The organism is Candidatus Nitrososphaera gargensis Ga9.2, assembly GCF_000303155.1.
In the GTDB taxonomy this organism is placed as follows: domain Archaea; phylum Thermoproteota; class Nitrososphaeria; order Nitrososphaerales; family Nitrososphaeraceae; genus Nitrososphaera; species Nitrososphaera gargensis.
The window spans coordinates 2,567,170-2,581,331 of the sequence record NC_018719.1 but is presented as its reverse complement, the minus strand read 5'-3'; the positions used below and the strand labels follow the sequence as shown (position 1 = coordinate 2,581,331).

Genomic DNA, 14,162 nt, shown 5'->3' with positions numbered 1-14,162 from the left:
TTCAACAATTACATATTGCGCTAAACAATTGCATTATTTTGTTTTGAGTAGAGTTTGATGATCTGCTCCATTAGTTGATGCGATGCCCTGACGGCATTGCTCAAATCTTTATTTTTATTATTGTTTTTGTTTTGTAGCAGCTTGCCTTCTATAATTAGCGATGAATCTGAAAAAAGGGCATCAATCTGTACTTTGCCATCCACTGTCAGCCACTTAAGAGTTATGCTGCTTTCTGTCTCTGAAGATCCAAACCAGCGCAGCATTCCAAACCATTTTCCTTGAAGGCCTGAAAGAATAGATTGCGAATCTACATCCTCTGGAAGGATAGTCTGGATCAATGGAACAGCAACATATACAGAGGATGATGGATTATAGCTTAGTGGGGTTGCAAAATGATGCTCTTCTCTTATATTATCAGCGACGCGGTATCCTTGATTCGTCTTGGCTATTACACCTGCACGTTCTAGCTCATCAAGGGCCCTCGATAGAGTCTCTTGATGCATTCCGATTTTCCTCTTGATCCCATCAAAAATAAAATTTGAAAGATTTTCTTCAATAATTAATTGCAGTATACTTGCTTCCTTTTTGGAGAATTGGTTTGAAAATCCAGCCAATTGAATGTAATAGAGAATATGAGCATACTAGGATTTATTGACCAATGCTCCCATAACTTGGTCACAAAAGGGAACTGTTATAGCTGCTGGTGGATTAATAACAATGTCCAAATGGGTAGTGTTCAATTTTTGGTTGGTGGTCAATTATCCCGCCTTATCACACATGCTTTCAGTCGAATTTAGAATAGTACTTTACGGTGGGTTTGCTATTCTGCTTTTAAGTTATTCCTGCGCTATAGCTACACATGTCGTACGAGATGTCAATAATTGTTTGTGGATACCTACTTGGTGATGCTGCTGTCGTTGTTATCGCTGCCTATCAAAGAGTATCTGTCCCAAATTCCAATTCAAGGCAAGATCGGCCTGCTTGCCATCGCCTGCAATAGTCTCACTTCGGCTAAGTGTTGCGGCGCCATCAGCTGTCATCTGTAGTACATACTCGGAATTACGAATCTTGCGAGCAATCATTAATCGTGGCGAAAAAGCTTCCTCGAAATTGTGAGCTTCCTTGCTACTTGCTTTTTCTCTGATGCTTCTTGGAATTCCAAGAGCAGCCTCGAAGATGAAGGTTGACAGAAATGGAGCCAAATCTGCAATAAATCGTCTAAGGTTTGAAACCTCCTTTTGTGGTATTCCATATGAGGAAGTATTCCATTCCAGAAAGTAGTTTCCAACCCGGACATCAGGTTTGACATAATCCTTTGGGATTAGGTATTCATTTAGTACATTGGTAGGTATATCCAACAAGACTACAGACTAACGTAATCAGCTCATAAGGGTATCTACTAAGAAGTACAGCGCTAATTTCACGGGCGCTTTTCTAATTTATCCTTTACAGCTATCAAGACACAAGGTACTTGGTCTCTATGTAGGTCACGAAGTAATCTGGATTATATCCTTCTTCATTTAAGATATTCTTAAGAAGCACCTTGGGCGCATAAACAGATCCGTGTTGGTGTATTTTTAGTCTTAACCATTCTCTGATGGACTTGAAATCGCCCTTGCTGATGTTTTCCTCATAATCCTTCAGGTCTTTGCGCATCTTTGAAGCAATTATTGCTGAAACCAAGTTTCCTAAAGTGTAAGTAGGAAAATACCCAAAGAGGCCACTACTCCAATGAGTATCTTGAAGCACACCCTGCGAATCTTCGGTTGGTCTCACTCCAAGCAATTGTTCCATTCTATCGTTCCAAAACTGAGGAATTTCAGAGACGTCTAGCTCATCTCCAAATATCTTCTTCTCTATCTCGTACCTTATTGCTATATGGAGATTGTAGGTAACTTCATCGGCGTCGACTCGTATATAATCAGGCTTGACATTGTTGAAATAAAGGTACAGCTCCTCATCGGTAGCCTGGTTTGCGAAATTTACTTGCTTTCTAATCAAAGGTGCGATCAATTGAATAAATGGCCTGCTTCTGCCTACAATGTTCTCCCAAAACCTTGACTGGGATTCATGAAGTCCTAGCGAAGATCCGCCTTCGACGGGAGTGACGGATAATGATTGATCGCACTGCAAGTGATACAAGGCATGACCGGCTTCATGAATAGTACTAGATATGGACCTTTTGAAGTCAGTCCATTCATAACGAGTTGTTATTCTGACGTCATTGAGACCCATGGCCTCTGTAAATGGATGGGTAGATACATCGATTCTGAAACGTTCCATGTCGTATTGCAGGAGTTCTAGAATTTTGCGATTGAGTTCATCGACCTTTTGAATGTCATACCTTGATTTTCCAAGATTGCTTTCCTTGCAAAATGGGCTGCCTGAATCCATGAGCTTTTTCAATATTTTCTGAATTTGCGGAGTCAGCACTCCAAATACCTTATCCAAATCGTCTACTGTAAGCTCCTCTTCGAATTGATCCAAAAGCACGTCATACGGATGCTTTTCATAGCCTATCTTGTCAGCGATTTGCTTCTTTATTTCTATCATCTTTTTGAGGTGGGGCTCGTACATCTTGAAATCGGATTTTTCCCTTGCCTGCCTCCAGACCATGTTGCCCCTTATTCTTTCCAGAGACTCGGCTTCAATAAGCTCTTTTGGTATCTTTAGCTGCTTGGTTATGTCCCTATCAAGTATCCGTATAATGCCCTTCTCTACGTCGTTTAGGCCCTCCTGTTGTTTCTTTGCTGATTCGACAAGGTCAACAAAATTCTTGCTTAGCAAAAGCCCTTTATGCAGCAGATGAAGCTGAGAATAGGCCACTCCTCTTTCTTCAGAGCCTTTCTTAGGCATGTAAGTCTCAAAGTCCCAACCCAATAGAGAAGTGGCGTGATTTATCGACCATATAGGTTTGTAAGCATCAAGAACCTGGTTTATGACAGGGTTCTCAGATTTCATGTCATCACACTTTTCAGGGATTGAAGTGAATCAGTCTATTAATAGTTCTGGTGACTTCAAGGGAGGCCAGTATCAATTCACCTCGTGAAATCAAACTCATCTCCCGTCAAGTTACGGGTATCGGCTGGCGATTTGTGGGCACGCTTCCACTTGGCAAAGTGATCCTCAAAAACAGTGTATCAAGATGCAGAGTGTAAGCGGGTTCGGAGGGATTCGAACCCGAATTTAGTTACTCCGAACTATATGATATATTATTCTGAGAGCTGATGGAGGTTCAATCGCATCTCTATCTTCCGGTCAGGCTTATGTACTCGTACGCCTTGACTGCGTTATCAAACGCATACTGCACCTTCTGGAACTGTTTTCTAAACTCTGCAACATCTTTGGCCACAATTGCAGGGTCCTGCTTGTCTATAACTACGCGCTTGATAAAGTTGGCAATCTCTTTCATCTCACTCTCTTTCATGCCAAGGCGCGTCGTCTCTGGCACGCCTATCCTCACTCCACTTGGGTGCATATAGTGCCTGCCAGCCTTGATATCACCCGGCAGCAGCTGCCTGTTCAGAATTATGCCCGCCTTCTCTAGCTGTTTTTCAATTGTGCCACCATCGCCAAACTTCATGACATCAACCGCAATCTGGTGCGATGCAGTATAGCCGCGCTTTTCTCCTAAAACTCTAAAGCCATATCCAGCCAGCGCCTCTGCAAGGGCTTTTGCGTTCTTGATGACCTGCTTGGCATACTGCTTGCCAAATTCAAGTGATTCAGCAAGTGCGATTGCCTTGCCTGCGACATGGTGCAGGTGGTGGCTGCTAGTGTTGCCAGGGAATACTGCCTTTTTGATGGCTTCGGCATGCTTTTCAAGCGACACAATGATTCCACCCTGCGGGCCCCACAGAGTCTTGTGCGAGCTCATGGTCATCGAGTCAACACCCTCTCTCAATGGGTCCTGGAACTCGCCACCAGCTATCAATCCAGCAACATGAGCCCCGTCATAGTTGACGTACATGCCATGCTGGTGCATGTATTCTGCAAGCTCTTTCACCGGGTGTGGGAACAGAAACAGACTGCCGCCGAACATGCCCATGGTGGGAGGCTTGCCTTCGCGTACCATCTCGTCTATCTTTTTCTTGGTCGCATCAACATCAATTGTCATCTCTTCTTTTGAAAATGGATAGTGCTCTATGTTCAACCCATGCACAAGGCCGGCGGTACCGGCATGTTCCTTCTTGCCGTGAGAAATGTGTCCACCTGCCGGTATTGAAGCCGCCATCATCCAGTCCCCTGGATTTGTAAATGCCGCATATATTGCAAGGTTTGCTACGACACCAGAGGTCGCACGACAGTCCGCAAACTCTGCGCGGAACACTTTACGCGCAAGGTCATTGCATATCAATTCAACCTGATCAATGTAAATGCAGCCTGCATAAACGCGCTCGCCGGGCCACCCCTCCGCGTAGCGGTTGCCAAAGTCAGACATGATGGCCTCCCTCACCGCCGGGCTTGGGATGTTTTCGCTTGCAATGAGCGGTATGGACCTGTCAAACCAGTCGTGATGCTCGCGCATCAGCTTCAGGACGTCGTCATAAGCCTTCTTGGCACTCATGATATCTCGCTTCTTTGGTGAGGGAATTGGTTCTTTTAAGTTATCGCTTTCTTTTCCTGCGTATCTATAATCAAGAACCTGTGCAACAACTCGCAGACTATTGCCGGCTTTTCAGCAAACGGGGCGTGACCCGCATCCTCCACTATTACGACGCTCGAGCCGCTTATTGATTCTTGAAAAACCCTGGAGTATTCAAGCGGGATCAGCCTGTCCTGCATTCCCCATATTATCAACGTGGGAACCTTGCTATCGCCTATCTGCTTCAGTGCATCAACTCCTATCTGATTGTAAACGCTGTTATCAAAGGCCGACTTGAAGGCATGCTTCGCGCCCGGCTGATTTATCCGATAGATAAACCCGTTAACTAAAATATCTGGTATCCTTATTGGGTCTGCGACGAGTTGTTCGAACACTGCCCTTACAGACTCTTTTGAAGGGTTCATCGCTGCTTCGAGGTATTGCTGCAGAAGGGGCGTCGGCCCATGCAGCATCCCAGACGTGTCAATCAGGACAAGCCTGTCGATAAGGTTCCTGTGTCTTGCCGCCAGCTGAGCCGCTACATAGCCTCCAAGGGAATGCCCCACAAAGCTTACAGGGCCCTCTTCTCCCATTCCTGCCTTGCCCATAAAATCTGCCACCACTTCCACAAACCTGTCAATGGTATAATCTATGTCTTCAGGCTTGTCGCTCATGCCAAAGCCTGGAAGATCCAAGGCAACGGTATGTAAGTCGAGCAACGCCAGTGCGTCTGGTATGTCAAGCCACCTGTCTGCAGAAGACCCAAGGCCGTGGATAAACAAAACATGATGGCGTTTCTTCCTGCTGCTATCTGCAGGATCGCTGCCGCCTTCAAGATATCTTATGTTCAAGCCGCCTGCTTTTGCAAAGGCCTGCTTCAAGTGCACAGCACCACATTTTCTTGTGCCGCACATCTATCTTAATTATTATTCTGCTATTTCGTCTATCCCAAAAACCAGCCCGCACTGCCAGCACGAGCCACGGCTGTACGTGTTGACCTCATTGCACTGGGGGCACCGGATTATTTCGGACAGGACATCCTCCGTAGTCTTTTCTTCATATTCTTCATCGCGTTCTTTATCTTCATGCTTTGCATGCGGGTCAAAGACGTTGCCGCACGTCGAGCATACAAACACGCCTGAATTGTTAACAAAGTTGCACCTTACGCATTTGCCAAACGGCCCCGGCTGGCGCCCTATCTCCTCTTCATCTTCGTACTGCACAGTAAAGCGTTCTTTCGAGTTTATCGTGATCCTGTTTTCAAGGTCGTACTCTTTGCGCCTGTGCTCGTCGCGCAGGGTCTCGTACGCCAAGTTGATCTCGGCCATCTTTTCGGTTGCTTCCGGCGACTTGTTCCTATCTGGGTGATATAGCTTAGCCAGCCTAAAGTACGCCTGCCTCACTTCATCGGCAGTGGCGTCTGGCGAGATCCCAAGCACAGCATAATAGTTCATGACGACCGATCATCTGCTCCAAAGGAGATCCTGATTACTGCTTCAACTAGCAGCCGCATCAGCTTGCCGGTGAGCGGCTGGCTATACACCCTGTCCTGCACCTTCAGGGACATTACGACTCTATCGGCACCTTCAAAGTGCAGCTTCTGCATATTGTTCTTGGCAACAATGGTTATCCCGTTCTGGCTGTGGCTTATGGACTCTATTGCGCCAAAGCCGACCCCAATGTGCCGTGACTTGCCGGCGAACACCAGACCTTCGACAGTTATGGTAATTGTGCCCCTATCAACTTCTACCAGCTCTTCTGCCGGCTCGGGACTCTGCGGCTGCGCGACATAAAAGTACAGGCCCTTTGCTATCCTGCCCCTTATGCCGCCCTCCATCGCCCGCGCTGTCCGGGGCTCCATTAGCGAAATGTTGTACATTGTCAAGACAACTGATCCGTCAACGGTAGCACCTTCGATGAGCGATAGATCACCCTGCTCCAGCTTCTTGATGGCATAGCCTATGTCTACCTGCCTTTGCCTATCTACTACCGTAGGCTGAGCCTTCTTCTTCCAGAGGCCAAATGGCATTATGTCTGCGCAAAGGATATCCTCTGGCTAGAGCTAGATAGCGTGATGTATGTAAAAAGAAATTTTGACAAGCCTCATGAGAACATTCAAGGATACCCAAAATAGAATATTCCACCATACAACCATTTAAGCAGGCACATAACGAGCTAGATTGAGTCTCTGTACCTGGAACGACGTAGTCATGGAAAAAAGATTGGAAAAGAACGCTTCAAGGTGGCTTATTCCTGCCGTTATTGGCGTTGCTGTGGTGGCGGGACTGGCATTTGCTATACTCTACGTCACTTATAATAATACAGAGGCTAACATACGCCAGAGCCTGTTTGAGCAGCAGAAGGACCGCCAGCTAGAGACTACAAAAGCTCTTGCGCAGCACATTGGATCAGATATGGACTCTATACTGATGAGGCTGGAAGCCTTGGCAAATATCGAGCTGCTGCAAAATGGAGATCTGACATCTCCCGAAGTCCGTCAGTTAGCCCAAAAGTATTTCGACACAGCCAATGAAATATCATACGTTGACTACCTGTTTGTCTTTGATAAAGACGATGTTGCAGTCCTAAATATCGTCGACTCACCAGAACAGCAGACGCTTGAAGGCGCTGATTTTTCAGAAAGAGATTATGTTCAGCAGGCACATGCAACCAGAGCGCCTGTTTTCTCTGATGGCTTCCAGGGGATCGACGGGAAATATAGGATAGCGATTGTGCATCCTATCATAAACAGAGAAACAAAAGAATATGTCGGCCTTGTCGGTGTCGCAATACCGACCATAGACCTTTTTGGACGGTATGGCAACATTTACCAGATCAAGTCGCAGTATCTGGCGGTCCTTGACACAAATGCAAACCATCTTGTCCACGGTAACCACGATCTGATTGGCAAGAATTTTTTTGATGAATATACCCAGCAGTTTACCCAGCAGAATGCAGACCTTAACAATGCGATGCGACAGGTGCTGTCTGGCCAGCCTGCACATACAGTCTATACGATAGAGGCTGGCGAGCGCCTGACATCAGGGCATCCGGTTTTTGTCCAGAACAAGCTAGCCTATGTGGTGTTTGTAGTCACTCCTACTTCTGTGATCTACTCAAATATCAACAGTATCTTGGCAGCGGAGCGCACTCAGGTATTTGTGCAACAGGTTGCACTAGCTACAGCAGTCGGGCTATTTGTCGCCTTTGCAGTGTGGCTCAACAGAAACCTGAACAAAGAGGTGAAAAGGAGGACACAGGAACTTGAAAATGCAAACAGGCAACTTGCAGAGGCAAACGAACAATTGAAGGCAAATGACAGGCTGCAAAAAGAATTCATCAACATCGCTGCGCACGAGCTCCGAACGCCGATACAGCCAATATTGGGCGCTACTGAGCTGATTGATGCTGGGTTTGAAAACAAAGATCGAGTGGAGATAACAAAGCCAGAGCTAGACCTGATAGTCAGAAATGCGAAAAGGCTTGAGAGGCTGTCATCAACTATTCTAGAAGTTGCGCGGATTGAAAGCAATTCGCTAAAGCTGAACAGGAAGATTCTGGACATAAATGAAAGGATAACAAATATCATTGCAGATGTTCGCGTCACCTTGGACTCAAACGGCAAGACCAAGAAGAAGGGTCTGAAACTATTGTTTGAGCCGAAAAATTCGCCAATCCTCGTTGAAGCAGACGAGGAAAGAATCACTCAAGCCATATCAAATATAGTTGGAAATGCTGTCAAGTTCACTGAAAGTGGCTCCATTGTCGTTACATCAGAAGCAAAAGACGACCATGCAATTATTACGGTAAAGGATACTGGCAGCGGAATAGATCCAGAAGTATTCCCAAAGCTGTTTACCAAGTTTGCGTCCAAGTCAGAAAAGGGAACAGGATTGGGGCTCTTTCTCACAAAGAATATTGTTGAGGCTCATGGTGGCACAATAAGGGCCGAGAATAATGAAAACGGAAAAGGGGCAACGTTCACATTTACACTACCTATTGCTGCCAGTTGAAACGGCTGAACTCAGATTGGTAGATTGAATAGTTACTTTAAAACCTAAGAAGAACTCAGTAGATTAATTCGTTTTTTGATATTAATGAGACTGACTAAATCGCTTTCCAGAAACTTTTGTCAAATCCAATAAAACAAAACTGTGCTCATGATTTCTGTTGTTACTACTTGAAACCTTGGCATGGGTTTCGTTGTTTGTCTCTTTGTTTTTGCTTGTTTACCTCATCCGTTCGTTCATGTTTATCCATATTGCGAACAAGAAAGCTGGCCAACTACTCTCCATCAAATCTCGTATCAAACACCGCGAGAAATTTATCGATCAGGCTGAGACTCCTCATTTCAATAGCAACCTTCCATTTGTCTCCTTACTTGTACCAACCCATAACGAGTCCTTAGTCATCAGGCGGCTAATCCGCTCTATTTGTGGTCTGATATACCCAAAATCACGATTTGAAGTAATAATTATTGATGATTCCGAGGATGATACGTACGACATTATTACGGATACAGCTGCAAAATTGCCAAACCTAAAAACTATACGTAGGAAGAATAGAAACGGATGGAAGGGAGGCGCGCTTAATTTAGCTCTTGATCATCTAGATACAAAATCAGCATATGTTTTGGTCATAGATGCGGACAACGTTCTTGCTCCCGATACCATCGAGCAATTCATAATTCGATTTTCGCAAGCCCGGCAATGGGACGATTCAGTGATTGCAATACAAGGATTTCCTATCTCAACAAGTAATCCTATACATCAAGAAGAAATCTCTAACTGGGTCGCTCGGGGAATTGACTTTAGGCTTGCACAAAGAAATGCTATTGAATTCCTTGCAAAGAATGAGCTGCAGCTTCCAGTACAGATCACAGGCAGCTTGTTCATGATAAGAACAGACATCCTGAAGGCTACAAGGTTCTCAACTGATCTCTGCGAGGATTGGGAGCTGACGCTAGATTTGCATTGTAATTGCAAAAATCCACAGTTATTCCCAAAACTCCGCGTAGTATTTGATGCATCTTTGGTATCATACTGCGAAGCTACAACGAATTTTGGCTCTTATTTCAAACAGAGGTTAAGAGTGAGTGAAGGGCATACACGTGGATTTAAGAAAAAAGCAAATCAAGTGTTGAAAAGCAAAAGTTTATCATTTACAGAGAAATTTGAATTGGCTCTAACTGGATTGCAATATGCAAAATTCATTTCCATACTTGCTTTAGCTATGATTGATGCTGCGATTTTGTCACTAATCTTAGCAGATAGCAGTACCTTGATTGTGGCGAACAATCAGATACTAGTGATATCTTTTGCAATTCAAGCTGGACTACTAGTATCTATTGTTATTGCGAACTTTATTGCAACGCGAACATGCGCTGGCATTAGAAAATATGGAATTAGAGATGTTGCCGGATTGCTGGCATTGAATATCCTTACGATGCCGGCTTTTGCCATAGGCTCATTTTATGGATTCTTGCGCAAGAGGGGAATATTCTACCGAACGCAGAGGAATATCCTAGATACAATTTCTGACTCTGCGGTATAAACTCTGCTATATATTGTCCCTAAAAGAAGCTGATCATCTATCTCTTTTTGCCATTGGTACATCCTTGAACTGTGTTTCGCCGCTAAATTCATTGTTCATATTTATTTCTGCTAATTCTAGTAAGTTGCGAGAATCACTACATTGCTCATCAAAGTGTTAAAAGCTTTGTTTCTTCCATTATTGCCAATGAATAAAAAATTATTGTTGCCTTGGTAGGCACGGTTCTATTATCGCTAAGTACATTATCGACAATAATATTAGTAATACTCCAAATACTATCTCTGCACAGGCACAGAGTCAGAACAATTCAAGCACGCAAGGAACGTCAACAACCACTGTACCGCCTCAAGGTAATACCAATCAGACTGGCAATAACCAAACGATTACTGCAGGTAACGTTACATTGCAGCTACATGGACAACTGGATGCCGCAATTGTAGCAGCGCAGAACAATGATACGCTGGGTGTGTTAATGAGCCTCTCACAAATTTTACAAGGCTTGGCTGAAATACATCGCCCTGCTGGCGATGCCACTGAAGTAGCTGCCACTTCCAGTCCAGAAACAATATCTAACCAAACAGCTACCGGTCAGTCTAGAACAACAAATATGACACCAATACAACTACTACATCCGGCCGGTAAGAAGCGACAATCCTATAACTCTCTATCCGACGGCCTGTATAGAGACTCATCTACTTCAAAGAGAAGAACGAAACTCTGAAAGTTTTTTGTCTCCCAATCCAGATATGTTGCGTGCTTAGAGACCATCGTCATTATACTGATAATGTGATGACCATTTCACATTCATTGTCACTTGGCAGATTCTCAATGTTCTTTTTGCCTGTGAATGTCCATTTCTTTAAATGTATCAAAACGCCTCTTACATATGGGACATGTTCTATCCTTTCGGCCCTGCAAATAGTCTGCCAAGTGCATCAAGTATATGGTAAAGCCAAACATCTCTCTTACTGTTGTTGGCATTACATCATGTTATACAGTTGACAATAAATTTACCAAATTCCGATTTAGTCTTAATCTCATAGCGTAAGCAAATAGAAAATTATAGTGATCTTTGCTCGAGCCATTTTACCACCTGAGGCCATAGTTCCTTGTGAACAGCCGAACTTACAGAGAGCTCAATATGACCAGTTGGATATCTGAGCAATTTCTTATCCTTGCTGGTGGCAATATCGTTAATCGGAATGCTGGCGGGAGGTGTGCAAATATCATCTAGGTCGCCTACAATATTTAGCAAGGGCATTGTTATCCTAGCTAGATCGACCGTTTCCAGCTTGCCATCTGGCAGTGCTATCTCTAGCTTATTTTTGACGAGCTGGTTCTGCTGATAGAGCTTGCTGATATAGTCTCTGAAAAAGCCGGCAGGGATCAATGGAGTATCATTCAGCCATGCAATTATTCGCATTGTATCCAATCCAAATTTCATTGAAGGTGTCCAGCTATTCATGTCTGCTGCAAACCTGAGTGCATCAAATGAATGCACAGCAGGATTTCTCATTATCAGCGCGAAATTGATGAAGTGGCAGTCAATGGTGTCAAACGCTCTGGCAATATCGTCCACGGGTAACTTGCGAAACCAAGAGGCAAGGATACTGCTGTCCTTATGGAAATCAACATGAGCAGACTGGAGTATCAGATTCCTGACATCTGTACCCCGTAGAGAGGAATAGATCATTGACAAAACACCTCCCCAGCTGTAGCCAAGAATGCTGACCTGCTCCGAGTGCGAAGCCTTCTTGATTAGATCTACTGCTCTGTGTATATAGCCTACATAGCCCGAAACAGATGGCTTGTTGTTTAGCTGCGCACCCCAATCCAAAAGGTAGACGTCAAAGCCGGCTGATACAAATTGCTCCACGATGCTTCTTCCTTTTCTGATATCCATGATATGATAGCGGTTAACGGGAGCATACACGATTAACAAAGGAACAGGATATTTTTTTGTCGATCGATTTTGTTGCAAGTCATAATAATGTAGTAGCTTTACGTCATCCATCTGATATACAACCTCGTGAGGGGTCTCTTGCAGCTCTAACAAACTTCCTTGCATAGCGCCGATGTCCCTGTGCAGATGAGTAATGGCAGTTATTGCAGGAAAACATATCGCGTTTGTTGTCGAATAGAGTGTAGCAACAGACTTTGTGAACCCGATCAAAGAATCTAGAAATGATTCAGACCGCAGATATCGGTTTGACTCTATATCGCTTTGCGATAACCACCTGTGGAAATAAAATGGCAAAGAATCAGTGACATACGAGCTAGGTTTCATGGATGCTGATGCATACACCAGCCAGTAATGGAAAATCATGCTGTTGTTTGCCGTAATGGCCTTTTGCAGATTATCTATTGGAGTAAATTCTCGATCCATATCCAATCACAAAGCTCTCAATATAAGTTACTGGTCGCTTGCTGATTCTTCATCTTTTTCTTTTATTTGCCAAGAGCCAGTCTCATTGCCCTCTATTATTTCAAACTCCTTTTCTTGGCCCCTCTCAAGATGTCTTGCTTGGTCATCCGAGTGGATTCCTGCTTTGTCGCCTATCTTTGACATATCGACATCACCAACTTTTGTCTTATCTTTTGATTGCATAGATAATAGTACATTGAAACAACATAGTATATCATTACTATGCGATTCTTTTCGTCATCCAAAAGCGCAAACTAAATGCTCTGCTTACTGCCTTTGCATTTTGATGGGCATTCTTGAATAACATCGCCATGATAATGAACGATATGGCAAACAGCCCGGCTGACATCGAGAATGTGGCCGTGTATCCAAACTGGGGTGCTGCTTCTCCAGCTATGACAGAGCCCAAGAAGAGCCCTATCCCAACAACACCACCATTGATCCCAAACATCTTGCCTTCATTCCCCAAGGATATTCCTCTCATAAAGAGAGCGGTAGTTGCCGTATGCCACATGCTGAATGAAACATCTATTGCAATGAAGGCCACAAAAGTTATCGTCAACAGTATAGTTGCCGAGTTTCCTGCTACTCCTGCCGCAAAGGCTGCTATTGACAATATCCCTATTAGTCTTGGAACATAAGCCCACTTGATAGTGTTATTTTCGCCTCCTAGGGCAGACGTGGCTCTGCTGTTAAATGGCAGATAGATAACTTTTGACAGGTGGAGTATCGTATATGCCAAAAAGATTTCTGAATCGCTTATCCCGTTTTCTTTTAAAAATGGGGTATACGGAGTAAAGAAAAGGTTGCCTGAAATAAAATAGAGGCACAACCCAACAAGAAAGATACATTCTCTTTTTGTCATGCCCCCGAGCATACTGCGCCAGCTCTTGATACCTTGGTTGGCGGCATTTGGTGAGAGTTCTTTTTTGTCGGCACCGAGATATGACGCCGGCTTTACATTTCTTGACAAAGTTGACGCCATTATTATCGAGATCATTGCAAGCCCTGAACAAACTATTGCAAAAGATCTTGCATCATCCTGATAGAACATGAGCCACAAATATCCGGCTAGCATTGCGATGACGATTCCTGCACAGGTAGCAAGAGTGATCCAACTTGAGGTCATGACCCAGTCTTTTCTTGCGGATCTTTCCATCACGAAAACATTTGTCACAGGACCTATCCCTGCTGTGAGAAACCCAACCATAGTAGATATCAGAATGAGTACTGAAATATCTGACGCAAAATATGTACAAACTGCAAGTATTGAGAGCGATGCAGCGCCAACTATGATTACAGCTGTTCTCAGGCGCATCCTGTCTATTAGTTTGCCCCATAGCAATGATCCAATAGTGCTGGCAATAGCCGACAAGAATATCGCCAGCGCGACTTCTTTGACTCCACCACCATAATTGAGCAAGTATAATGGAATGGCAGTAGACAGGCCACTTGTACTAGCGTTAAATGGAATTAGATAGTACGCCCATGTAAGGCCCTTTGCCGGCCAGAAGCTATGGAAAGGATGCAGCAATTGTTGTAACGAGCCCGTAGGGCGAACTCTGAATCTTATATTAAAAATTCATGATGGAAAATACT

12 protein-coding genes are annotated in these 14,162 nt (G+C 44.3%); 2 read left to right on the top strand and 10 right to left on the bottom strand.

From position 1 onward, the window contains the following. Positions 1 to 20: 20 nt before the first annotated feature. The 7 genes from NGAR_RS15410 to NGAR_RS15380 form a co-directional block, all read right to left on the bottom strand. Entirely contained in the window at positions 21 to 614 is a 594-nt protein-coding gene (locus tag NGAR_RS15410; RefSeq protein WP_015020730.1) for a winged helix-turn-helix domain-containing protein, read from the bottom strand. 306 nt (positions 615 to 920) lie between these two features. Continuing rightward, positions 921 to 1,358: a hypothetical protein gene (locus NGAR_RS15405; protein WP_148681598.1), complete on the bottom strand. Its 438-nt coding sequence runs from the start codon at positions 1,356 to 1,358 to the stop codon at positions 921 to 923. 97 nt (positions 1,359 to 1,455) lie between these two features. Continuing rightward, a complete protein-coding gene (locus NGAR_RS15400) occupies positions 1,456 to 2,961 on the bottom strand; it encodes a carboxypeptidase M32 (protein WP_015020728.1) in 1,506 nt (501 codons plus the stop codon). A gap of 286 nt (positions 2,962 to 3,247) precedes the next feature. Continuing rightward, positions 3,248 to 4,567 (bottom strand): serine hydroxymethyltransferase, encoded by a 1,320-nt coding sequence (locus tag NGAR_RS15395; RefSeq protein ID WP_015020727.1) that lies wholly within the window; start codon positions 4,565 to 4,567, stop codon positions 3,248 to 3,250. A gap of 35 nt (positions 4,568 to 4,602) precedes the next feature. Next, a complete protein-coding gene (locus NGAR_RS15390; RefSeq protein ID WP_187147558.1) occupies positions 4,603 to 5,466 on the bottom strand; it encodes an alpha/beta fold hydrolase in 864 nt (287 codons plus the stop codon). Positions 5,467 to 5,511: 45 nt separating this feature from the next. Beyond that, positions 5,512 to 6,039 carry a J domain-containing protein gene (locus NGAR_RS15385; protein ID WP_015020725.1) on the bottom strand — a complete coding sequence of 176 codons (528 nt, stop codon included), beginning with the start codon at positions 6,037 to 6,039 and terminating at the stop codon, positions 5,512 to 5,514. Beyond that, the gene (locus NGAR_RS15380; protein WP_015020724.1) at positions 6,036 to 6,614 is read right to left on the bottom strand and encodes a hypothetical protein; all 579 of its coding nucleotides are present in this window, start codon (positions 6,612 to 6,614) and stop codon (positions 6,036 to 6,038) included. Before NGAR_RS15380 ends, NGAR_RS15385 begins: the two co-directional genes overlap by 4 nt. 151 nt (positions 6,615 to 6,765) lie before the next feature. On the opposite strand from NGAR_RS15380, the gene NGAR_RS15375 reads away from it, so the two are divergent. Both NGAR_RS15375 and NGAR_RS15370 read left to right on the top strand, forming a co-directional pair. Then, positions 6,766 to 8,598, top strand: coding sequence for a sensor histidine kinase (locus NGAR_RS15375; RefSeq protein WP_015020723.1), 1,833 nt, complete (start codon positions 6,766 to 6,768; stop codon positions 8,596 to 8,598). Positions 8,599 to 8,755: 157 nt separating this feature from the next. After that, the gene (locus tag NGAR_RS15370) at positions 8,756 to 10,138 is read left to right on the top strand and encodes a glycosyltransferase (protein WP_148681597.1); all 1,383 of its coding nucleotides are present in this window, start codon (positions 8,756 to 8,758) and stop codon (positions 10,136 to 10,138) included. A 1,060-nt stretch (positions 10,139 to 11,198) separates the two neighbouring features. Here NGAR_RS15370 and NGAR_RS17990 read toward each other — a convergent pair. The 3 genes from NGAR_RS17990 to NGAR_RS15355 all read right to left on the bottom strand — a co-directional run bounded on the left by NGAR_RS17990 (position 11,199) and on the right by NGAR_RS15355 (position 14,097). Further along, positions 11,199 to 12,014 carry an alpha/beta fold hydrolase gene (locus tag NGAR_RS17990; RefSeq protein ID WP_266190326.1) on the bottom strand — a complete coding sequence of 272 codons (816 nt, stop codon included), beginning with the start codon at positions 12,012 to 12,014 and terminating at the stop codon, positions 11,199 to 11,201. Between the two features lie 537 nt (positions 12,015 to 12,551). Continuing rightward, entirely contained in the window at positions 12,552 to 12,746 is a 195-nt protein-coding gene (locus NGAR_RS15360) for a hypothetical protein (RefSeq protein WP_015020719.1), read from the bottom strand. Between the two features lie 37 nt (positions 12,747 to 12,783). Next, entirely contained in the window at positions 12,784 to 14,097 is a 1,314-nt protein-coding gene (locus NGAR_RS15355; RefSeq protein WP_228369212.1) for an MFS transporter, read from the bottom strand. Positions 14,098 to 14,162: the final 65 nt, after the last annotated feature.

Excerpts from the sequence above, each read along its gene's own strand:
- NGAR_RS15400 (WP_015020728.1), bottom strand. The coding sequence starts at position 2,961 with ATGAAATCTGAGAACCCTGTCATAAACCAGGTTCTTGATGCTTACAAA.
- NGAR_RS15395 (WP_015020727.1), bottom strand. The coding sequence starts at position 4,567 with ATGAGTGCCAAGAAGGCTTATGACGACGTCCTGAAGCTGATGCGCGAG.
- NGAR_RS15385 (WP_015020725.1), bottom strand. The coding sequence starts at position 6,039 with ATGAACTATTATGCTGTGCTTGGGATCTCGCCAGACGCCACTGCCGAT.
- NGAR_RS15380 (WP_015020724.1), bottom strand. The coding sequence starts at position 6,614 with ATGCCATTTGGCCTCTGGAAGAAGAAGGCTCAGCCTACGGTAGTAGAT.
- NGAR_RS15360 (WP_015020719.1), bottom strand. The coding sequence starts at position 12,746 with ATGCAATCAAAAGATAAGACAAAAGTTGGTGATGTCGATATGTCAAAG.